Source organism: Staphylococcus delphini (assembly GCF_900636325.1).
GTDB lineage: Bacteria > Bacillota > Bacilli > Staphylococcales > Staphylococcaceae > Staphylococcus > Staphylococcus delphini.
Genome location: NZ_LR134263.1, coordinates 731,974 through 752,357 on the forward strand (window position 1 = coordinate 731,974; position 20,384 = coordinate 752,357).

The 20,384-nt window shown below is 35.7% G+C and carries 27 protein-coding genes and 1 pseudogene; 26 read left to right on the plus strand and 2 right to left on the minus strand.

The window, feature by feature from the left end:
• The first annotated feature begins 3 nt into the window (after nucleotides 1-3).
• The 22 genes from rplF (at nucleotide 4) to EL101_RS03315 (ending at nucleotide 14,163) form a co-directional block, all read left to right on the plus strand.
• Nucleotides 4-540, plus strand: coding sequence for a 50S ribosomal protein L6 (gene rplF / locus EL101_RS03210; RefSeq protein WP_096598448.1), 537 nt, complete (start codon nucleotides 4-6; stop codon nucleotides 538-540).
• A gap of 31 nt (nucleotides 541-571) precedes the next feature.
• Nucleotides 572-931: a 50S ribosomal protein L18 gene (gene rplR / locus EL101_RS03215; protein ID WP_014613228.1), complete on the plus strand. Its 360-nt coding sequence runs from the start codon at nucleotides 572-574 to the stop codon at nucleotides 929-931.
• A 22-nt stretch (nucleotides 932-953) separates the two neighbouring features.
• Nucleotides 954-1,454 (plus strand): 30S ribosomal protein S5, encoded by a 501-nt coding sequence (gene rpsE / locus EL101_RS03220; RefSeq protein WP_014613229.1) that lies wholly within the window; start codon nucleotides 954-956, stop codon nucleotides 1,452-1,454.
• 16 nt (nucleotides 1,455-1,470) lie between these two features.
• On the plus strand, nucleotides 1,471-1,650 hold the full coding sequence (gene rpmD, locus EL101_RS03225) for a 50S ribosomal protein L30 (protein WP_014613230.1): 180 nt from the start codon (nucleotides 1,471-1,473) through the stop codon (nucleotides 1,648-1,650).
• A 16-nt stretch (nucleotides 1,651-1,666) separates the two neighbouring features.
• A complete protein-coding gene (rplO, locus tag EL101_RS03230) occupies nucleotides 1,667-2,107 on the plus strand; it encodes a 50S ribosomal protein L15 (RefSeq protein WP_019166623.1) in 441 nt (146 codons plus the stop codon).
• Nucleotides 2,107-3,399, plus strand: a complete 1,293-nt coding sequence (secY, locus tag EL101_RS03235; RefSeq protein WP_019166624.1) for a preprotein translocase subunit SecY — start codon at nucleotides 2,107-2,109, stop codon at nucleotides 3,397-3,399. The genes rplO and secY overlap by 1 nt, the downstream gene beginning before the upstream one ends.
• Before the next feature lie 17 nt (nucleotides 3,400-3,416).
• On the plus strand, nucleotides 3,417-4,070 hold the full coding sequence (locus EL101_RS03240) for an adenylate kinase (protein WP_014613233.1): 654 nt from the start codon (nucleotides 3,417-3,419) through the stop codon (nucleotides 4,068-4,070).
• 166 nt (nucleotides 4,071-4,236) lie between these two features.
• Entirely contained in the window at nucleotides 4,237-4,455 is a 219-nt protein-coding gene (gene infA / locus EL101_RS03245; RefSeq protein ID WP_001118443.1) for a translation initiation factor IF-1, read from the plus strand.
• Nucleotides 4,456-4,486: 31 nt separating this feature from the next.
• Complete coding sequence (gene rpmJ / locus EL101_RS03250) at nucleotides 4,487-4,600, plus strand: 50S ribosomal protein L36 (RefSeq protein WP_002509257.1); 114 nt, start codon at nucleotides 4,487-4,489, stop codon at nucleotides 4,598-4,600.
• A gap of 23 nt (nucleotides 4,601-4,623) precedes the next feature.
• A complete protein-coding gene (gene rpsM / locus EL101_RS03255) occupies nucleotides 4,624-4,989 on the plus strand; it encodes a 30S ribosomal protein S13 (protein WP_014613234.1) in 366 nt (121 codons plus the stop codon).
• A gap of 24 nt (nucleotides 4,990-5,013) precedes the next feature.
• Nucleotides 5,014-5,403, plus strand: a complete 390-nt coding sequence (gene rpsK / locus EL101_RS03260) for a 30S ribosomal protein S11 (protein WP_014613235.1) — start codon at nucleotides 5,014-5,016, stop codon at nucleotides 5,401-5,403.
• A gap of 75 nt (nucleotides 5,404-5,478) precedes the next feature.
• Complete coding sequence (locus tag EL101_RS03265) at nucleotides 5,479-6,423, plus strand: DNA-directed RNA polymerase subunit alpha (protein ID WP_014613236.1); 945 nt, start codon at nucleotides 5,479-5,481, stop codon at nucleotides 6,421-6,423.
• 16 nt (nucleotides 6,424-6,439) lie between these two features.
• Entirely contained in the window at nucleotides 6,440-6,808 is a 369-nt protein-coding gene (gene rplQ / locus EL101_RS03270; RefSeq protein WP_014613237.1) for a 50S ribosomal protein L17, read from the plus strand.
• 473 nt (nucleotides 6,809-7,281) lie between these two features.
• Nucleotides 7,282-8,091: an energy-coupling factor transporter ATPase gene (locus EL101_RS03275; protein ID WP_096598447.1), complete on the plus strand. Its 810-nt coding sequence runs from the start codon at nucleotides 7,282-7,284 to the stop codon at nucleotides 8,089-8,091.
• Nucleotides 8,088-8,954, plus strand: a complete 867-nt coding sequence (locus EL101_RS03280; RefSeq protein WP_096598446.1) for an energy-coupling factor transporter ATPase — start codon at nucleotides 8,088-8,090, stop codon at nucleotides 8,952-8,954. Before EL101_RS03275 ends, EL101_RS03280 begins: the two co-directional genes overlap by 4 nt.
• Nucleotides 8,944-9,747 carry an energy-coupling factor transporter transmembrane component T family protein gene (locus tag EL101_RS03285; RefSeq protein WP_096598445.1) on the plus strand — a complete coding sequence of 268 codons (804 nt, stop codon included), beginning with the start codon at nucleotides 8,944-8,946 and terminating at the stop codon, nucleotides 9,745-9,747. Before EL101_RS03280 ends, EL101_RS03285 begins: the two co-directional genes overlap by 11 nt.
• Before the next feature lie 15 nt (nucleotides 9,748-9,762).
• Nucleotides 9,763-10,566, plus strand: a complete 804-nt coding sequence (gene truA / locus EL101_RS03290; RefSeq protein ID WP_096543279.1) for a tRNA pseudouridine(38-40) synthase TruA — start codon at nucleotides 9,763-9,765, stop codon at nucleotides 10,564-10,566.
• 208 nt (nucleotides 10,567-10,774) lie between these two features.
• Nucleotides 10,775-11,212 carry a 50S ribosomal protein L13 gene (rplM, locus tag EL101_RS03295; protein WP_096598444.1) on the plus strand — a complete coding sequence of 146 codons (438 nt, stop codon included), beginning with the start codon at nucleotides 10,775-10,777 and terminating at the stop codon, nucleotides 11,210-11,212.
• Between the two features lie 19 nt (nucleotides 11,213-11,231).
• Nucleotides 11,232-11,624 carry a 30S ribosomal protein S9 gene (gene rpsI, locus EL101_RS03300; protein ID WP_037542446.1) on the plus strand — a complete coding sequence of 131 codons (393 nt, stop codon included), beginning with the start codon at nucleotides 11,232-11,234 and terminating at the stop codon, nucleotides 11,622-11,624.
• A 438-nt stretch (nucleotides 11,625-12,062) separates the two neighbouring features.
• A complete protein-coding gene (locus EL101_RS03305) occupies nucleotides 12,063-12,965 on the plus strand; it encodes a nuclease-related domain-containing protein (RefSeq protein ID WP_096598443.1) in 903 nt (300 codons plus the stop codon).
• A gap of 219 nt (nucleotides 12,966-13,184) precedes the next feature.
• A complete protein-coding gene (locus EL101_RS03310) occupies nucleotides 13,185-13,766 on the plus strand; it encodes a nucleotidyltransferase family protein (RefSeq protein WP_240622725.1) in 582 nt (193 codons plus the stop codon).
• Nucleotides 13,759-14,163, plus strand: coding sequence for a hypothetical protein (locus tag EL101_RS03315; RefSeq protein ID WP_096598442.1), 405 nt, complete (start codon nucleotides 13,759-13,761; stop codon nucleotides 14,161-14,163). Before EL101_RS03310 ends, EL101_RS03315 begins: the two co-directional genes overlap by 8 nt.
• A 375-nt stretch (nucleotides 14,164-14,538) precedes the next feature.
• Here EL101_RS03315 and EL101_RS03320 read toward each other — a convergent pair.
• Both EL101_RS03320 and EL101_RS03325 read right to left on the minus strand, forming a co-directional pair.
• A pseudogene (locus EL101_RS03320) lies at nucleotides 14,539-15,686 on the minus strand (IS3 family transposase).
• A 91-nt stretch (nucleotides 15,687-15,777) separates the two neighbouring features.
• On the minus strand, nucleotides 15,778-16,575 hold the full coding sequence (locus EL101_RS03325) for a hypothetical protein (protein WP_096598470.1): 798 nt from the start codon (nucleotides 16,573-16,575) through the stop codon (nucleotides 15,778-15,780).
• A 621-nt stretch (nucleotides 16,576-17,196) separates the two neighbouring features.
• Between EL101_RS03325 and EL101_RS13785 the strand changes: the two genes are divergently transcribed.
• From EL101_RS13785 to EL101_RS03350, 4 genes are all read left to right on the plus strand, one after another.
• Entirely contained in the window at nucleotides 17,197-17,469 is a 273-nt protein-coding gene (locus EL101_RS13785) for a sce7725 family protein (protein ID WP_414075307.1), read from the plus strand.
• A gap of 591 nt (nucleotides 17,470-18,060) precedes the next feature.
• A complete protein-coding gene (locus EL101_RS13450) occupies nucleotides 18,061-19,221 on the plus strand; it encodes an MFS transporter (protein WP_240622759.1) in 1,161 nt (386 codons plus the stop codon).
• A 406-nt stretch (nucleotides 19,222-19,627) separates the two neighbouring features.
• Nucleotides 19,628-20,050, plus strand: a complete 423-nt coding sequence (locus tag EL101_RS03345; RefSeq protein WP_119529683.1) for a carboxylesterase family protein — start codon at nucleotides 19,628-19,630, stop codon at nucleotides 20,048-20,050.
• Nucleotides 20,051-20,073: 23 nt separating this feature from the next.
• Entirely contained in the window at nucleotides 20,074-20,379 is a 306-nt protein-coding gene (locus tag EL101_RS03350) for a hypothetical protein (protein ID WP_126489870.1), read from the plus strand.
• The last annotated feature ends 5 nt before the right edge of the window (nucleotides 20,380-20,384 follow it).

The following is a 20,384-nucleotide window of genomic DNA, read 5'->3' on the forward strand; positions in this document are numbered from 1 at the left end:
AACATGAGCCGTGTTGGTAAAAAAATTATCGAAATCCCTAGCGATGTTACTGTAACGATCGAAGGAAATACAGTTTCAGTAAAAGGGCCTAAAGGTGAATTATCACAAACTTTAAATGAAGAAATGACTTACAAACAAGATGAAAGCACACTTGAAGTTGTTAGACCATCAGATTCTAAAGAACATAGAACAATTCATGGTACAACTCGTGCGTTAATCAATAACATGGTACAAGGTGTATCTAAAGGATACGAAAAAACACTTGAACTTATTGGTGTTGGTTACCGTGCACAAGTTCAAGGTAGCAAACTTGTATTAAACGTAGGTTACTCTCACCCAGTTGAATTTGAAGCTGCTGAAGGGATCACTTTCTCAGTAGAAAAAAATACGACAGTTAAAGTTGAAGGAATCGACAAAGAATTAGTAGGTGCAACAGCATCAAAAATTCGTGACGTTCGTCCTCCAGAGCCTTACAAAGGTAAAGGTATCCGTTACCAAGGTGAATATGTACGTCGTAAAGAAGGTAAAACTGGTAAATAATAAATCACTCTAATAAGAAAGGAGTATTGACATGATCAGCAAAATTGATAAAAATAAAGTACGTTTAAAAAGACATGCACGTGTTCGTACGAAATTGTCAGGTACTAGCGAAAAGCCACGTCTAAACGTATATCGTTCAAACAAACACATCTATGCACAAATCATCGACGATACTAAAGGCGTTACTTTAGTTCAAGCTTCAACTAAAGATAGCGAAGTAGATGCTTCTACAACAAAAGTTGAAATGGCATCTAAAGTCGGTGAAGTAATTGCTAAAAAAGCAAATGAAAAAGGCATCGAAGCAGTTGTATTCGATCGTGGAGGATACTTATTCCACGGACGTGTGAAAGCATTAGCAGATGCAGCTCGCGAAAATGGACTTCAATTTTAATCTAAAAGGAGGGACAATATAAATGGCTCGTAGAGAAGAAGAAGTTAAAGAATTTGAAGAACGCGTTGTTACGATTAACCGTGTTGCTAAAGTTGTAAAAGGTGGACGTCGTTTCCGTTTCACTGCACTTGTAGTAGTAGGTGACAAAAATGGTCGCGTTGGATTCGGTACTGGTAAAGCACAAGAGGTACCTGAAGCAATCAAAAAAGCAGTAGAAGCTGCGAAAAAAGATTTAATTACAGTTACTCGTGTTGACGGTACTACACCACACACAATCACTGGACGTTTCGGTTCAGGAAGTGTTTTAATGAAACCAGCAGCTCCTGGTACAGGTGTTATCGCAGGTGGACCAGTTCGTGCCGTATTAGAGCTTGCAGGTATCACTGATATCTTAAGTAAATCATTAGGTTCAAACACACCAATCAACATGGTTCGTGCGACAATCAATGGTTTGAAAAACTTAAAAAATGCTGAAGATGTTGCGCGTTTACGCGGCAAAACAGTAGAAGAATTATACAATTAAGGAGGGAAACAGATAAATGGCTAAATTACAAATCACCCTCACTAAAAGCGTTATTGGGCGTCCAGAAACACAACGTAAAACAGTTAAAGCACTTGGCCTAGGTAAGGTCAACTCATCTGTTACAGTTGAAGACAACGCAGCAATTCGTGGACAAATTAACAAAGTAAGTCACTTAGTATCAGTAGAAGAAAAATAATTAAGGAGGTGCCAAAATGAAATTACATGAATTAAAACCATCAGAAGGATCACGTAAAGTACGTAACCGTGTCGGCCGTGGTGCAGGTACTGGTAACGGTAAAACAAGTGGTCGTGGTCAAAAAGGTCAAAAAGCACGTTCAGGTGGTGGCGTAAGACCAGGTTTCGAAGGTGGTCAATTACCATTATTCCGCCGTATTCCAAAACGTGGTTTCACAAACATTAACCGTAAAGAATACGCTATTGTTAACTTGGACCAACTTAATCAATTTGAAGATGGTACTGAGGTAACACCTGAGTTATTAATCGAAACAGGCGTAGTTAAGAATGAAAAAGCTGGCATTAAAGTTTTAGGTAATGGTTCATTAGAAAAGAAATTAACTGTTAAAGCACATAAATTCTCAGCTTCAGCTAAAGCCGCTATTGAAGCGAAAGGCGGAGCACAAGAGGTGATCTAATGTTTCACACGCTTGTGAACTTTTTTAAAACAAAAGAAGTTCGTAACAAGATACTTTTTACTCTTGCAATGTTAGTCATTTTCAAAATAGGTACGTATATCCCAGCACCTGGTGTTAATCCAGCAGCATTTGATAATCGACAAGGTTCTCAAGGCGTCACTGACTTGTTAAACACGTTTGGTGGCGGAGCCTTGAAGAACTTTTCCATTTTCGCTATGGGAATCATGCCCTACATCACTGCTTCAATTGTTATGCAACTATTGCAAATGGATATTGTACCTAAGTTTACTGAATGGGCAAAGCAAGGTGAAACAGGTCGTAAGAAGTTAAACAACTTCACGCGTTATTTCACAATTGTTTTAGCATTTATTCAATCGATTGGTATGTCGTTCCAATTCAATAATTATTTGGACGGGGCACTGATCAAAGAACAAAATGTTTGGTCGTATTTGTTAATTGCAATAGTACTTACGTCAGGAACTGCATTTTTAATGTGGTTAGGTGAACAGATCACGCAATATGGTGTTGGTAATGGTATTTCTATTATCATCTTTGCAGGTATCTTATCTACATTACCGTCAGGACTCATGCAATTTTACCAACAGGAGTTTATCGGACAAGATGATGTTACATTCGCTTGGTTGAAAGTAGCTGGACTCGTTGTCGGTATGATTTTATTAACTGTCGGCGCGGTATATGTATTACAAGCGATTCGTAAAATACCTATTCAATATGCAAAGAAACAATCTCATATGCGTCTTGGTTCACAAGCAACATACTTACCATTAAAAGTTAACTCAGCTGGTGTGATTCCAGTTATCTTTGCAATGGCATTCTTTTTATTACCGAGAACATTATCATTGTTCTTCCCGGATGCCGACTGGGCACAAAAGCTAGGAAATTACGCTGATCCATCTAATAATATGGGTATGGTAGTCTATGTTGTCTTGATTATTGCATTTGCTTATTTTTATGCATTTGTTCAAGTCAACCCTGAAAAGATGGCAGAAAATCTTAAGAAGCAAGGCAGTTACGTTCCAGGGATTCGTCCTGGTGAACAAACGAAAAAATATATCACTAAAGTCTTATATCGCTTAACGTTTGTCGGTTCAATCTTTTTAGCGGTCATTGCGATTTTACCAATTATCGCGACTAAATTTATGAACTTACCACAAGCGATTCAATTGGGTGGTACAAGCTTACTCATCGTTATCGGTGTTGCCATCGAAACCATGAAAAGTTTAGAAGCACAAGTGAATGAAAAAGAATATAAAGGCTTTGGTAGACGATAATTTGTAGGAGGGCACTTATGAACATTATCTTAATGGGATTACCTGGTGCTGGTAAAGGAACTCAAGCGAGTGAAATCATTAAAAAGTACCCTATTCCTCACATTTCAACGGGGGATATGTTCAGAAAAGCGATTAAAGATGAAACTGAACTTGGTAAAGAAGCGAAATCCTATATGGATCGTGGTGAACTTGTACCAGATGAGGTTACAGTTGGGATTGTGAAAGAACGTATCTCTGAAGACGATGCAAAGAAAGGTTTCTTATTAGACGGATTTCCTCGTACGATTGAGCAAGCAGAAGCATTAAATTCAATCCTAGAAGAACTTGGAAGAACGATTGATGCAGTTGTGAATATCGAGGTGCCAGAAGAAGAATTAATGAATCGTCTAACAGGTCGTCGTATTTGCGAGACTTGTGGCACAACATATCATCTTGTTTTCAATCCTCCAAAAGTTGAAGGTATTTGTGATATTGATGGTGGTAAGCTTTATCAACGTGAAGACGACAACCCTGAAACTGTTGCGAACCGTTTAGAAGTGAACGTAAAGCAATCTAAACCAATTTTAGAGTTTTACAATCAAAAAGGTCTTTTGAAAAACATCGACGGGTCAAAACACATTGATGAAGTTACATCAGATGTGATTGAAATTTTAGAGTCACTTAAATCATAACGGCTTGGTGAGATCCTTTTGAATCAGTCGTTAACTTTGATAGCATAAATTGATTTTTATGGTGACAAGGCTTTATAACGATTGTGTAAAAGAGAGTATAACCAAAGTAGACCGTTCATGAATAAATATTCTATATCCTTACAACAAAAGGGAGGCGTTATTCCAAATGGCAAAACAAGACGTTATCGAACTTGAAGGTACAGTATTAGATACTTTACCAAATGCAATGTTTAAAGTAGAATTAGAAAATGGTCATGAAATTCTAGCACATGTGAGTGGTAAAATTCGTATGAACTATATCCGTATTCTACCTGGCGACAAAGTAACAGTAGAAATGTCTCCGTATGATTTAACACGCGGAAGAATCACATATCGTTATAAATAATTGTCACTCCAACATTGAAGGAGGTATAAAAATGAAAGTAAGACCATCAGTAAAACCTATTTGCGAAAAATGTAAAGTCATTAAACGTAAAGGTAAAGTCATGGTAATCTGTGAAAACCCTAAGCATAAACAAAAACAAGGTTAATTAAAAGAGAGGTGTAAATTATAATGGCACGTATTGCAGGAATTGATATCCCACGTGATAAACGCGTAGTAATCTCATTAACTTATATCTACGGTATCGGTAAAACATCAGCACAAAAGATCCTTTCAGAAGCAAACGTTTCAGAAGATACACGTGTTAAAGACCTTACTGACGATGAGTTAGGTCGTATTCGTGAAGTTGTAGACGGTTATAAAGTTGAAGGTGACTTACGCCGTGAAACAAACTTAAACATCAAACGTTTGATGGAAATCTCATCTTACCGTGGTATCCGCCACCGTCGTGGTTTACCGGTTAACGGTCAAAAAACTAAAAACAACGCTCGTACGCGTAAAGGCCCAGTTAAAACTGTAGCTAACAAGAAAAAATAATAGGTAAAGGAGGCAAATTATACTATGGCACGTAAACAAGTATCACGTAAACGTAGAGTGAAAAAGAATATTGAAAACGGTGTGGCTCATATCCGTTCAACATTCAATAATACAATCGTAACAATTACAGATGAATTCGGTAATGCTTTATCATGGTCATCTGCAGGTGCGCTTGGTTTTAAAGGTTCTAAAAAATCTACACCATTCGCAGCACAAATGGCTTCTGAAACAGCTTCAAAAGCAGCGATGGAGCATGGTTTAAAATCAGTTGAAGTAACTGTAAAAGGCCCTGGCCCAGGTCGTGAGTCAGCGATCCGTGCGTTACAATCAGCAGGTTTAGAAGTAACAGCGATTAAAGACGTTACTCCAGTTCCACATAATGGTTGCCGTCCACCAAAACGTCGTCGCGTATAATTAAATTTTCGTTTTGTCACAAATCACTTGAATTTAAAGATTATGCAAGTCGACGTACTTAAGGAGGATATGTAAATGATTGAAATTGAGAAACCTAGAATTGAGACAATTGAAGTTAGTGATGATGCTAAATTCGGTAAGTTCGTTGTTGAACCATTAGAGCGTGGTTATGGTACTACACTAGGAAACTCCTTACGTCGTATCCTACTATCATCATTACCAGGTGCGGCTGTGAAGTATATCGAAATTGAAGGTGTGTTACACGAGTTCTCAGCAATTGATCATGTCGTTGAAGATGTTTCAACAATTGTGATGAACATTAAAAAGTTAGCACTTAAAATTTATTCTGAAGAGGATAAAACACTCGAAATCGATATTAAAGAAGAAGGCGAAGTCACTGCAAAAGATATCATGCATGACAGTGATGTTGAAATTTTGAACCCTGATCTTAAAATTGCGACAGTGTCTAAAGGTGGTCACCTTAAGTTACGTTTAGTTGCGAATACAGGACGTGGGTATGCATTAGCTGATCAAAATAACTCAAGTGATCTTCCAATTGGTGTGATTCCAGTAGATTCATTATACTCTCCAGTAGAGCGTGTGAATTATACAGTTGAAAATACACGTGTGGGACAAAGTTCTGACTTCGACAAATTGACATTAGACGTATGGACTGATGGTTCAATTACACCGCAAGAGTCAGTATCTTTAGCTGCTAAAATTATGACTGAGCATTTAAACATCTTTGTTGGTTTAACTGACGAAGCACAAAATGCAGAAATCATGATTGAAAAAGAAGAAGATCAAAAAGAAAAAGTATTAGAAATGTCTATTGAAGAATTAGACTTATCTGTACGTTCATACAACTGTCTTAAACGTGCGGGTATTAACTCAGTACAAGAACTCGCTGACAAATCAGAGGCTGATATGATGAAAGTTCGTAACTTAGGTCGTAAGTCTCTTGAAGAAGTAAAATACAAATTAGAAGACTTAGGTTTAGGTCTAAGAAAAGAAGATTGATAAAGGAGGTTAACTCATGGGTTACAGAAAATTAGGTCGTACTTCAGATCAACGTAAAGCAATGTTACGTGACTTAGCAACATCATTAATCGTTAGCGAACGCATCGAAACGACTGAAGCACGTGCGAAAGAACTTCGTAGCGTAGTTGAAAAATTAATCACTTTAGGTAAAAAAGGTGACTTAGCTTCTCGTCGTAATGCGGCTAAAACATTACGCAACGTTCAAATCTTAAACGAAGATGAAACGACTCAAACTGCACTTCAAAAATTATTCGGTGAAATCGCTGAACGTTACCAAGAGCGTCAAGGTGGTTACACTCGTATTCTTAAAGTTGCTCCACGTCAAGGCGATGGCGCGTTAAAAGTAATCATTGAATTAGTATAATTGATACACACTACTACATGAAAGCAAATGAGTGCAACGATAATGTTTGCCACATACAAATATTGTCTAGCTCAGAGTACCCCATCTAACTTAATATTGACGACAAAGCGTGAACTCAATTCAGATGGGGTGCGCGCTTTTTTATGTCAATGTTGGATGGGACCTCAAAGATTTGTGTCTCATTTGTCCTCATTTTTGACTGTTTTATCATTATTGAATGATCATAAGACTGTAAAAAGATAGAGGCTGTGAATACTGCATAGTGTTTCGGCCTCAAGATATTAGGCAAGGGCGTGAGATGATGATGGATTGTCTCATGCCCTTTTTTAAATAAAACGATATGAGTCACGTCAAACAAGGGACAATGATGGCTCACGATTGGATTGAATCACAGGCAAACATTTCCGATACATATACAAATGACGCTGTTTTTTGTAAAATGGTCATATTAGCACATAAAGGAGGCACTAGAAATGGAACACGAACACTTGATAGAATTTGATCACGTTTCATTTCAATATCATGAGGATCAACCGAAAGTTTTAAATGATATCCAATTCAAAGTGAACAAAGGTGAATGGCTATCCATTGTCGGTCATAACGGTTCGGGTAAATCAACATTAGCGAAACTGCTCACAGGTATTGAAGAAGATTATCAAGGCGACATTCGTATTAACGGCAGTTCGATTAAAGGTGTCGATCGTTCAGCTTTTCAACATCATATTGGCATCGTGTTTCAAAATCCCGAAAATCAATTTGTAGGATCGACAGTAAGTTATGATGTGGCTTTTGGTTTAGAAAATAAAGGGTTGTCCTATGATGAGATGCATGACATCGTGCCTTCAGTCCTTAAAGATGTAGATATGTATGATAAACAGCATCATGAACCTACTGCGCTTTCTGGTGGCCAAAAACAGCGTGTCGCGATTGCGAGTGTTTTAGCTTTAGAGCCACAACTGATTATTCTAGATGAAGCGACGGCGATGTTGGACCCAGAAGGTAAGCGTGATATATTAGCAATGGTGAAAGCACTCCATCGCAATAAAGGGGTTACGGTCATTGCGATTACACATGATCTTTCAGAAGTCGTGTCGTCAGATCGTGTGATTGTGATGAATCGCGGCGAAGTGTTTTTAGAAGGAACGGTTGACAAGATTTTTGAGCAAGGTGAGGCGTTAGTAGAGATTGGTTTGGACTTGCCCTTTGAGATGCGCATGGCTCAAAAGTTAAACCTCAGCCAATCGTTTATGACTTATGATGGATTATTGGAGCGGTTGATATGATTAAATTTGAAGAAGTTTCCTATACGTACCAAAAGAATACACCTTACGAATATCAAGCGTTAAATCAAGTCTCAACAGAATTTTTACCTGGACGTTATTATGCGATTATCGGTAAAACGGGGTCTGGCAAGTCCACACTGATTCAACATTTCAATGGTTTAGTGAAACCGACGCGCGGCAAGGTCCAAGTGTTAGATGTCACCGTCAACCGAAAAACGAAAGATAAACATTTGAAATCCATTCGTCAACGGATCGGTATGGTTTTTCAATTTCCGGAGTCCCAGTTATTTGAGGAAACGGTGGAAAAGGAAGTGTTGTTCGGACCACGTAATTATGGGCTTGACTTAGAAGAGGCACGTGGCAAAGTGCTGATGTTGCTTGGCGAACTCGGTTTTGATGCAGAGAAAGTGATGCAGCAGTCCCCATTTCTACTCTCAGGAGGGCAAATGCGTAAAATTGCGCTCGCTGCCATATTAGCGATGGATCCGGACATTTTAATTTTAGACGAACCGACAGCGGGTTTAGATCCACGAAGTAAAGCGCAAGTGATGGCGTTATTTAAGAAACTACAGTTAGAAGAAGGGAAAACGATTATTTTAGTGACACACGATATGAACGATGTCGCTGAATTTGCGGATGAAATTAAAATCATGCAAGGTGGAACTTTAATTGAGTCCACCACGCCGTATGACTTTTTCCAACGACCTGATGACGTCAATGCTTTACATTTGTGCCTTCCTGACATTGTGCGGTTACAGCGTGATGTTGAGGCGAAATTAGGCATACAGTTCGATAAGTTGGCATTAACCGAAGCATCGTTTGTAGCGATGTATGAAGAATGGAGGCAACGTCATGAAAGATAAGTTAATTATTGGACGTTTTCTTCCACTCGATACTGTCATACATCGACTCGATCCACGCGCAAAACTCATTTTTGTATTTTTATTTATTATCATTATTTTTTTTAGTCATGATCCATTAAGTTATTTGTGGCTGGCACTGATATTACTCATAATCACTCAACTCGCGCGCATTCCTTTATGGTTTCTTATCAAAGGGCTCTTGCCGGTATTCTTCTTTTTAATTTTAACCTTTATGATGCATCTGTTTCTCACTAAAGGTGGTACACGTTTGATTGAATGGGGCTTCATTACTATTGATTCAAACGGGATTAGAGAAGGGATACTCATCATGTTTCGACTCGGGTTCATTATGATTGTGTCAACGATTTTAACATTAACGACGAGTCCGCTCAATTTGACGGATGCATTTGATCGTCTATTTAAACCGTTGAAATACATTAAAATTCCTGTCGCAGCGTTAAGTATGATGATGTCGATTGCATTACGTTTTATTCCGACATTAATGGAAGAATTGGACAAAATCATTTTATCTCAAAAGTCACGGGGCTCTGACATTAGCTCAGGTTCATTGACTGCGAGAATTAAAGCATTTATTCCATTACTCATTCCGTTGTTTATTTCTGCGTTTCAACGTGCGGAAGAACTTGCCATTGCGATGGAAGTGAGAGGATATGATGCGAATGCAGAACGAACGAGTTATCGCATTTTAAAATGGCAGCTGAAAGACACATTATTAATCATCAGCCTCGTTCCTATTGCAGCGGTCTCTTTATGGTTAGGCCATACTTTTTAAAGAAAGGACGATATTATGCAACGTGTCCTCGTTAAAATCAGTTATAACGGTGCACAATTTTTAGGATTTCAAATTCAAAATCAAGGGCGAACAGTTCAAGGCTACTTTGAAAAAATATTAAAACGCATGCATCAACAACATGTACGCATTCATCCATCCAGTCGAACGGACCGTGGTGTACATGCTAAAGCACAATATTTTCATTTTGATACGCATTTAAACATTACGCCAGAACGTTGGCAACATGCGATGAACAGTGCATTGCCTGATGATATTTATGTTCATGACGTTTCTTTTATTGATCAAGATTTTCATTGTCGCTATGACTGTGTGGGGAAGCGCTATCGATATAGTATTTATCAAGCTGACCATCGCAATCCGTTTTGGTCACAGTTGAAGACCTTTGAGCCTAAAGCATTGGATATTGAAGCGATGCAACGTGCGGCAAAGTATTTCGTTGGTACGCATGATTTTACGACGTTCTGTTCGCAAAAAACAGAAGTTGAAAGTAAAGAACGCACGATATATGAAAGTCGTATTGAACAAACTGAGGACGGTATCGATTTCGTGATTACTGGATCAGGATTTTTGTACAATATGGTGCGTGTCATTATGGCGTATTTATTAGAAGTCGGCAAAGGGAAACGTTCAGCAGACGACGTACCAAACTTGTTAGCCCAGCAAGATAGAAATCTCGTTCCGCATACAGCACCCGCAGAAGGACTGTATTTGGAGAAGATTTATTTAGCGCCAGAGCAGTTAACAGCGGACTTTGGAGATGACATTCAAATTCACTATAAAAAATCAACACAAATTTAACGAAACACATTGACTTTATGCGCTAAAACCTATATCATAGTTAACGGTATTGTTTTATATCACCCCACGATAAGCCCCGGAAACTTATTGTGTTACAAGATATATAAGCAGGAAAGAGCAACAGCTAACGGAATAAATAGCGCACTGGATTGTTTCGTACAATCACCCAAAAACTATAGAAACATTTATTCACTAGGAGGACTCAATTATGCGTCAAACATTTATGGCAAATGAATCAAACATTGAGCGCAAATGGTACGTTGTCGATGCTGAAGGGCAAACATTAGGTCGTTTATCATCAGAAGTAGCAAGTATCTTACGCGGTAAAAATAAAGTAACTTACACACCACACGTTGATACAGGTGACTACGTGATCATCATCAACGCATCAAAAATCGAATTGACTGGTAACAAAGAAAACGATAAAATTTACTACCGTCACTCAAATCACCCAGGTGGTTTAAAATCAATCACAGCTGGCGAGTTAAAACGTACAAACCCAGAACGTTTACTTGAAACATCAATTAAAGGCATGTTACCAAGTTCACGTTTAGGTGAAAAACAAGGTAAAAAATTATTCGTTTATGGTGGCGCTGAACATCCACACGCTGCACAACAACCAGAAAACTACGAGTTACGTGGTTAATTAGAAGGAGGAAATGACATTGGCACAAGTTGAATATAGAGGCACAGGCCGTCGTAAAAACTCAGTAGCACGTGTACGTTTAGTACCAGGTGAAGGTAACATTAAAGTAAATGATCGTGACGTACGTGAATACTTACCATTCGAATCATTAATCTTAGACTTAAACCAACCATTCGACGTAACAGAAACTAAAGGTAACTATGACGTTTTAGTTAACGTTCACGGTGGTGGCTTTACTGGTCAAGCACAAGCAATCCGTCACGGTATCGCACGTGCATTATTAGAAGCTGATCCAGAATACAGAGGTTCATTAAAACGTGCTGGTTTATTAACACGTGACCCACGTATGAAAGAACGTAAAAAACCAGGTCTTAAAAAAGCCCGTCGTTCACCTCAATTCTCAAAACGTTAATATCGATTATATATTATGTTTCAAGACATCTTCTCATTGCGGGAAGGTGTCTTTTTACTTTGGCATTGTGCGATAAATGGCAATGCAGAATAGAAACGCGACAACGCCTTGAATATGGGAGACAATGATAAGTATGTTCAAAGGCGTGTGAAATCAAGGCGTTGATCGTGTATTGGATCATAAACCTCTGTGATTACTATTTTATAATGACTTAATGAAGTGAAATGCAAATGATTCAAGAAGGGCATGTTAAACCAATGTACCGAATGAGCGTGCATACAATGTAAAAAATAGGCTCTCAAAAACAAAAGACATGGAAAAATTGATGAAGAAATATGACTGAAAATTCGGTATAATGAATGTGATATTTAAAATAAGTGATGGGGAATCTGATCATAAAATTAAAAACCTATAAAGTGATTCAGGAGGTGAGTGGGTATGGTAATCGTCATAATCATACTCATGATAACGATTCTTGGTTTAGTATTTGTCTTAAAAAGAACAAATGCGATGGTAAAAGAAGAGATGCATAAAAGAATGGCAATCGAACAACAATATGAAAAGAAATTGGAGCAGAAAGAAACTGAGGTTGACACGCATATTCAAACGTTGGAAAGTTATCAATTGAGTAAAGGTGAAATAGAAACAGATCTTAAACAGTTAGAGAAAAATTACATCCAATTAAAAGAGACACTTAACAAGCATAAGATTTTTTCAAATAATATCGGTGAAGTGATGGCATCAAGAGATTTGTCTCATATTTTTGAATCTTATAAATCTAGGGGGATAGTGAATCAATATCATATTATAGACAATATCCTTTTCAGTGACGAGAATGTAAGGCAAATCGATCATGTGGTGGTTTGTGATTATGGGATATTTATGATTGAAACAAAGACTTGGAAAGGGGATATATTTTATAATACCAATAAGGAAGCATTGCAAGGGACACCATATAGATTTTTAGAGAAATACTTGTTTAATGATAAGTTTGAAAAAGCATATAAAACTTTTGTACTTAAGTCTGATAAAGATGGTAAATTTGAAGTATTAGATTATGGTAACCCCTATCAACAAGTCAGACAGTCTATTTATAAGGTGTATCATTACTTCAACAAAAAGTATTATGTGAATGGATTAGTCTATTTTAATTATAAAGCGGAAGCAGACCATTATATTTTCTTTGATGGTTCAGAAGAAAATAATCCAATTAAAGCCGTTAATCAAATCGAACATTTGGTAGCGTACTTTGATGATAAAATTAAAAACAGCAAGAAATATATGAACGCGGATGATATCAACGTAGTCGCAACAAAGTTAAAAGAAAATATGATGCTATAGGATAATGACTTATAACAGCCATAAAACAACATTTTCAAACCGCTATTGACAATCTGTTAATTTCATATTTTCCTCCAAGTTATAACAGTAGATATTCCTAATGTTAACCTCATTATAATAAATATGGAACTTTCTATATATTATTATGATAAACTAATTATAATAATCAACTGAAAATTCTTTATAATAAAGTTGATATCATTTTAAGGTGTTGAGAACATGATAATAAAGTCCAAAGAAGAGTTGATAAATATTATTGAATCTGATAAAAACATGATGGAAATCTTAAAGACAGCGTCATTACTTGATTTACCAGATTGGTGGATTAGTGCTGGTTTTATAAGAAATAAAATATGGGATGTTCTTCATGACTATAATATAAAGACTGAATATAACGATGTAGACGTTATTTACTATGATGTATTAAATATTCAAGAAAATACTGAAAAGATTTATGAAAAAGAGTTAAATAAATTAAACTCAGAGATACCTTGGTCGGTTAAAAATCAAGCAAGAATGCATTTAAGAAATGCGACAGATCCTTATAATTCATCTGTAGATGCTGTAAATCAATATCCTGAATGCCCAACTGCTATATGTATAAAGTTAGTAAATGATAAAATTGCTATTCATTATGATTACGATATTGAGGAATTATTTAACGGTGTCGTTAGACCTACACCATACTTTGATAACAAAGAAAAAATAGACATATATTTAAAAAGAATTGAAGAGAAAGATTGGATTTCAAAATGGCCGAAGTTAGAAATTTATATACTATATGAGGTGACAAGTGGATAAGAATATTGCTTTAAGTGTACTGTCATTTATGAATGTCAGTGAAATAATTGATACACCACGTGAAATATTTGGTGGTCTTCTTCATAAAATGTACGAAGTAGAAACTGATCAAGGAATATATGCAATAAAGCGATTGAATGAAGAAATCATCTCACGACCTAAAGCGCCTAATAATTATATTCTCTCCGAAAGATTTTCTAGTTTTTCAAAAGAAAGTGGTATTGATGCTATCTGTGCAAAATATAATAATGATTTGCCTTGGACAATTGTTGATAACAAATATTATATGGTATTTGACTGGATTGAAGCCCGTTCGCTTGGTCAAGATGGAAATGAAGATAACCACTTAATAACTATTTCTAAATTACTATCAAAGTTACACCATTTAAATTATTAAAGTGATTTGAGTTCAAAGAGAATACAACACAATGGACTATCAAGAATTTGATCAGATAATTAATAATGTATCAGTTAATGGGGGTGCGTGGGGGAAAGAAAGCAATATTCTAAAAGAAAATATTAAAAGTATGGATTGATTTATATAATCGCTCAACGAGTCACCTATGTAATAAATAAATCATAAGTCATAGAAACCTTGATTCAAAAAATGTATTGTGGAAAGAAGGAATACCGTACATTATCGATTGGGAATCAACAGAATGGATCTATGTCAAGAATACGGACACAGAAAAAAGAGAATTCTACCGCGCTTCGCTTGCTAGCCTAGCCCATCATGTACTTTTAAAAATCAAAAAGTACATTCTGAGCTAGGTTATTTTGTTGCGTATTTCTTCTCAAATTCAATGGGGCTCATATCATTTAACGTTGAATGCACTCTTTTGGAATTGTAAAAAGTAAGGATATACTCCACAATGCTAAACATCGCTTCATTCCTGGTTTTATAGTTCTGATGATGTATCAATTCCTTTTTGATGATACTATGAAAAGATTCTATACATGCGTTGTCGTAACAGTTTCCTTTACGACTCATGCTGCTCTGAATCCCTTTTTCACGTAGTAAATTTTGATATTCTATTGAGGCATATTGACTTCCTCGATCTGAGTGATGGATTAATCCCTCTTTAGGTTCTTGAATTGTATACGCTTTGTTTAAAGCTGACATCACAAGTTCTTTTGTCATACGAGCTGCCATCGCCCAGCCAATGATTCTACGAGAAAACAAGTCCATGACTGTAGCTAAATAGAGCCATCCTTCTTTTGTGTATACATACGTGATGTCAGCCACCCAAACACTGCCAAGTTGTGATACTTTAAACTGTTGATTCAATAAATTAGGGTAGACAGGAAGATGATGCTTTGAATGGGTCGTTGCCTTGTATTTCTTTTTTGTGATAGACCTTATACCGAGCTCCTTCATCAATCTACTGACAGTTCTTTGGGTTACAGTATGGCCATGACTCCTCAGTATTTGTGTGATTTTGGGGCTTCCGTATCGCTTTTGACTCTTAATATAAATTTGATAAATATGCTTCTTCAAACCATCACGTTTTACTATACGCGCACTTGGCTTGCGATTTTTCCAATCATAATAACCCCTATTCGAAACACCAAGGACTTGGCACATCTTCACAAAACGAAGTTCATGTCGGTGTTCATAAATAAACCTGTATATTACTTCTGGTCTTTGGCAAAGATGTGCATAGCCTTTTTTAAGATTTTATTCTCTTCTTCTAAATCTCTTAATCGCTTTTCTAAATCTGCTTCTGCTTGTTTATTTGACGTACGTTTACCGCTACCGACAAAACCTTTTTCACCGTCTTTACGGTATATACTCAGCCATCTTGTTAACGTTTGAATAGGAATATCTAGATCTCTAGAAACTTCTGAGGCACGTCTCCCTGATTCGACTAATTGAATTGCTTCCATTTTAAAGCTATGATCGTATTTTCTTCTCGCCATCACTGACACTCCTATCAATTGATTTCTTTTATTATACATGAAATTCTTATCAATTTACCGTGTCCATTTCTTAGTCTAGCATCAAATCCTCCTAAGATCCTTTTTGAGATTGTTTATTTATAATCGCTTGTATATATAGCGCTAAAAGTAGTTCTGAACAACAGTGACTGCTAGTAAGTGTAATAGTATGCTTTTCTCCACGTTTTATTGTACTCTTATTTTTAGAGAAATCAAAAAAACTTCTATTTGCTTGGAAAACTATTTTATTTTTAATATCTGAAATTGTAGTTTGAGTACTCATATAAGCGTTATTGAATGAATACTGTTCATTATCAGATTTAAAAATATAAGGTAATTGTTGCTTAATACCTTTCTCTTTGAAAAGTTTCCTCATTTCAAAAATACCTATAAATTTACCATTTAAGTACACATTATATTTATATCTAAGTGAAAAAGCATTTTGTGGAATAATTTTAACTTCATTATTTTCAGAAGTTAGATATGTACTATATATAGGATAAAAGCCAAATAAGCTCACAAATTTATGCATTTTATTAAAATATGTTGGAGTATATGTTATATTTTCAAATCCATATACAGGAACTACTTGATTATCAACTATATACAATGGAGATTGAAAAAAATATTCATTCGATTTTAAGTTTAAATCATCATTTCCAATCAATTCATATGTAGAATATCTTTTTTGTAAATATTTTCTGAACAAAAGTATTAGTACAATAATAAATGTAATTCCCCAAAATAGTAACCATGATAACCACAATGGAATATTTAGAATTGTACCCGTATCTAATAAAACTGAAATTGTATTAATAATACTAAATACTAACAAAGTTATCCATATAAGTGTTTCTCTAATCATTGCCAATGGTAATACCATCCCTATACTTATTTAATTTAAAATAAGTATGATTTTGAATGTTTTCAAAACCATACTTATCAAAATCTATCAATATTATAAATAGTAGAAAAACTTAAAGCAATGATGAATATTCCCAAAGTGCTGTAGCAACATCTACAACTTTAGCTTGTGGTGTAAATAACTAGCAATAAATCTAGCCAAATCAGATATAACACCTGCAATATCCGTCCATGCAAAACCATCAGATGCATTAGCTATGGCTTTTATTTTGATTGTTAATGAATTTACTAATCCTCCAACATCTGTATCTGGTGCAAACCTTTTGATCAAATCTGATAGTCTTTATAATTTTATAACATTGATAATACCCTTTAAACTTTTATCTTGATATAATTATAAATATCAGAAGATTAAAATGTTTATCAAGATTTAAATACTTATATTTATCTCAGTTGAAGTTTTATTATTTGATACTTAATTGATGATTCTTAAATAGGTACAATACTTGATATATAAGTAGGGAGATTTGTTTTTGAAAAATAATGGGGTTAGAAGTTTATATAATACTATTTTTGAGGCTTTCATTATTTAGATAGTGGTTTTGCACCTGTTGCAGTTGCAATACACATCGTTTATTTTGATTCAAATGATGTTTTGAGAATTAAGCATTTTGTTTCAGAATCAAATGATGATAATTCAGATCCAGCCGGAAAATTTCGAGAAGCGCTTGAAAAATTAATCAATTGGGCGGAGACAACAACAGCATTAAACCATTCAGATGCTTTGAAACAATTTCAAGTGTTGTGGAATGAAAAAAGGTATCCTGGATTAGGTTTTACAAAGAAGTTGTCAATTATGCATCACTTAGAAATTATGGACAAGTATTTGAGTAGAAGGTGAAGTCATTGAAATTTTGTGAAGAATGTTTTTCTAATATTGAAATTCAAGCCATTATCAAATCGTTTGGTACAGTCGGTCACTGTGATATTAATAGAAATCACACAAACGTTCAATACAGTTGATAATGCAGTATTAAATGTTTTGAATCATTGTAAATAGATAGTTGAACCAGTTACTCGTATTTTATCTTCTGCTTCACAAGCCACTTTATACCGCCTAAGAATACTGTAATGAACTACTCCCCCTAAAAAGCTATAAAATAGAATTATATTTAAGAGATGAATAAGGAAATGACAACTTCTTGCGGTTTGATCCTCCCGAGTGATTAAAATGTTGTTCTCTTTTTCGAACTGGTTTTCACTAAAAAGATTGAATTTTCTGTTTGTTTATGTAAGATATAATTGTCGGAATGTAAGGGGTGATGGTACCGTACCAAACACATCAACCTAAACTGTCATATAAAACGAAAGCATTTGTGCTGGAAATAACTAAGCACTTGTGTAGAAAGCTATAACAACAGCAGTGGAGAAACAAGGCGATTGTTCAATCAATGAAATTTAACAGAAAATAGGACATTTAATAGGGGATATCATGAATAAAAGTATCATTATATATCTGATTTCGTATGCTTTGATTATATTAGGGAACAGTGCAACATTTGTGGCGGTTTATTGGATTATTGGGGAAAAATCAACTTATTCTACTTTGGCTCTCATCGTTTCAATCGTCTTTTTCATTCGATTTTTGACGTCTAGAGTGATTACCAACAAAATTGATTTATTTAATCATGTGAAATTATATAGCAATTTGTTTATTACAAGAATATGCATTTTGATTATCGCTTTATTTTCACTGAAATATTTTGATGATGTATGGACGGTCTGTCTACTAACGATTGTTTTGAACTGTTTAGACGTGGTCAGCGGTTCTATTACACCGAAATTCATTAAGAGTTTTGGAGAAAAGCAAATTGTTACATTGAATTCATATTTATCTATTGTTGAAAAAGTGCTCTATGTGTTAGGAATGTCAATCGGCTCATTTTTAATTGCAAGGACAGGAATTGATAAGATCATCTATATTGAGTTAGTCATGTATGCGATCAGTTTAGTCTTCATATTATCGATATCAAAAGATTTGGTCCACAAATTTGAAAAGGTGGCTGAGCAAGAAGAGAACGTGGCTTACGATACTTCTATTGTGAATTACATTTTGATGATAGCGATTGCGGCAAATATTATGATTACACCCTATACGACACTCATTATCCCGTATATTAGAGAAAATATTAGTGCCAATCCTGATATTTTTACAGCAACTGAAATATTGATGATGGTTGGTGGCGTGTTAACAGGGATATTGACCTCGAAATATTTAAAACTGGATTCGTATCAATCGGACAAGTTATTTGTAGTGAGCGCGATATCTCAAGGTATTTTGATTATATTGCTTTCGTATAATTCGAGTATGATCCTATATTTCATTGTCATGTTTCTTCTAGGGGCTTGCATTACGGCATTTAACATTCCATTTTCAATTATTTTACAAAGCAAAGTACCTATCAAAGCTATTGGCAAAGCAAAATCTCATATTATCAGTATATCGACCATTTTTTCAGCCATTTCATATGTGTTATCGTCGTTTTTAGTTAAATACATGGACATTTCTCATGTCTACCTTATTTTTCCGATATTAGGTTTGTTGACATTGGCGGTTTATAAGTTTAGAGGCAAGATTAAATTTGGAATGTAAAAATGGTTGCGTGTGTATGTTGGATGGTAGAAAAATGTATTTGTTTTAAATGATGTGAAAAGCCTAATATAAGGATTAATTGCTGAAACACAAATCATTGAATGATGACATCAAAAGCCAAGACTTTAAACAGGTCTTGGTTTTTGATATGTTTTTAAAATCCGTAAATGCTATGACTAGAGCTGATTCAGGTATCCATTTCAACTTTATTTGTATTTTACAATAGCAATTAATAAAAATGTTGTTAGTTCCAAATGTAAAATTAACAACTTTATGATTCTTTTTGAACTAACTATTAAAGGAGGTCTGCTATGAATGATTTTTTCTCTTTAACATTGTCGCTGTATAGGCCATATGTTAAAAAATTAGAACTTATTTTGAATGAACACAGCTTGAATCTTGCACGATGGCTTGTGTTAAAAGATATCGGCTATCATCAACCGATTGCATTGGTGGGGATCCTAATCATATCACTGTAGGCGGGCAGTCAGCAGGTGCATGGTATACAGTGGCTTTGCTAGGTCATGTTGATGCGCATCATTTGTTAAACATAGCCCTCCTCGCAAGCTTTCCAGGTCGAATCAAGCCATTAACTGCGCGCAGTTCACAACAGTTGTCTGCGCAATTACAAGACTATTTAGCACCCAAAACAATGGCAACTGCAACAACCCAAGAGATTTTAGATGCACAAAATCAAGTGATGGCACACCTTCCACATCACCAATCCAGTCGCATTCCTACAAGCTTTATTCCCATTGAAAGCACACAATTATCCAAAGATTTGATTGATCAGGCAAGTAGAAGTGTCAGGGGGGGAACAAAGATGTGATCGCTTGGGTGACTCGAAATGAAATGAATGCATTTAAGCCACATGGTCATATCCCAGGTGAACTTGAGAAGATGAGGATTGCAGAATTTGAACAACCGACAATAGCATTATTACAGCAATTTGAAAATCAAGGCAGTGACGTTCACTTTCAAATCATTGACGGGGGAAATGACAGACTTGGCGCGCCGCATTGTTTCGATTTACCACTCTTATTTGGAAACTTTGAACAATGGTCAAATGCCCCGATGCTTGAAGGCGCAAAAGATCAAAAATTAAAAGCAGTCTCAAGACAATTACAACAACACGTCGCGCAATTGATGAGGGCGTGATGTCG

Coding starts and splice junctions, on each gene's coding strand:
- rplF (WP_096598448.1), top strand. CDS start 4: ATGAGCCGTGTTGGTAAAAAAATTATCGAAATCCCTAGCGATGTTACT.
- rplR (WP_014613228.1), top strand. CDS start 572: ATGATCAGCAAAATTGATAAAAATAAAGTACGTTTAAAAAGACATGCA.
- rpsE (WP_014613229.1), top strand. CDS start 954: ATGGCTCGTAGAGAAGAAGAAGTTAAAGAATTTGAAGAACGCGTTGTT.
- rpmD (WP_014613230.1), top strand. CDS start 1,471: ATGGCTAAATTACAAATCACCCTCACTAAAAGCGTTATTGGGCGTCCA.
- rplO (WP_019166623.1), top strand. CDS start 1,667: ATGAAATTACATGAATTAAAACCATCAGAAGGATCACGTAAAGTACGT.
- secY (WP_019166624.1), top strand. CDS start 2,107: ATGTTTCACACGCTTGTGAACTTTTTTAAAACAAAAGAAGTTCGTAAC.
- EL101_RS03240 (WP_014613233.1), top strand. CDS start 3,417: ATGAACATTATCTTAATGGGATTACCTGGTGCTGGTAAAGGAACTCAA.
- infA (WP_001118443.1), top strand. CDS start 4,237: ATGGCAAAACAAGACGTTATCGAACTTGAAGGTACAGTATTAGATACT.
- rpmJ (WP_002509257.1), top strand. CDS start 4,487: ATGAAAGTAAGACCATCAGTAAAACCTATTTGCGAAAAATGTAAAGTC.
- rpsM (WP_014613234.1), top strand. CDS start 4,624: ATGGCACGTATTGCAGGAATTGATATCCCACGTGATAAACGCGTAGTA.
- rpsK (WP_014613235.1), top strand. CDS start 5,014: ATGGCACGTAAACAAGTATCACGTAAACGTAGAGTGAAAAAGAATATT.
- EL101_RS03265 (WP_014613236.1), top strand. CDS start 5,479: ATGATTGAAATTGAGAAACCTAGAATTGAGACAATTGAAGTTAGTGAT.
- rplQ (WP_014613237.1), top strand. CDS start 6,440: ATGGGTTACAGAAAATTAGGTCGTACTTCAGATCAACGTAAAGCAATG.
- EL101_RS03275 (WP_096598447.1), top strand. CDS start 7,282: ATGGAACACGAACACTTGATAGAATTTGATCACGTTTCATTTCAATAT.
- EL101_RS03280 (WP_096598446.1), top strand. CDS start 8,088: ATGATTAAATTTGAAGAAGTTTCCTATACGTACCAAAAGAATACACCT.
- EL101_RS03285 (WP_096598445.1), top strand. CDS start 8,944: ATGAAAGATAAGTTAATTATTGGACGTTTTCTTCCACTCGATACTGTC.
- truA (WP_096543279.1), top strand. CDS start 9,763: ATGCAACGTGTCCTCGTTAAAATCAGTTATAACGGTGCACAATTTTTA.
- rplM (WP_096598444.1), top strand. CDS start 10,775: ATGCGTCAAACATTTATGGCAAATGAATCAAACATTGAGCGCAAATGG.
- EL101_RS03305 (WP_096598443.1), top strand. CDS start 12,063: ATGGTAATCGTCATAATCATACTCATGATAACGATTCTTGGTTTAGTA.
- EL101_RS03310 (WP_240622725.1), top strand. CDS start 13,185: ATGATAATAAAGTCCAAAGAAGAGTTGATAAATATTATTGAATCTGAT.
- EL101_RS13450 (WP_240622759.1), top strand. CDS start 18,061: ATGAATAAAAGTATCATTATATATCTGATTTCGTATGCTTTGATTATA.
- EL101_RS03345 (WP_119529683.1), top strand. CDS start 19,628: ATGGCTTGTGTTAAAAGATATCGGCTATCATCAACCGATTGCATTGGT.
- EL101_RS03350 (WP_126489870.1), top strand. CDS start 20,074: ATGAATGCATTTAAGCCACATGGTCATATCCCAGGTGAACTTGAGAAG.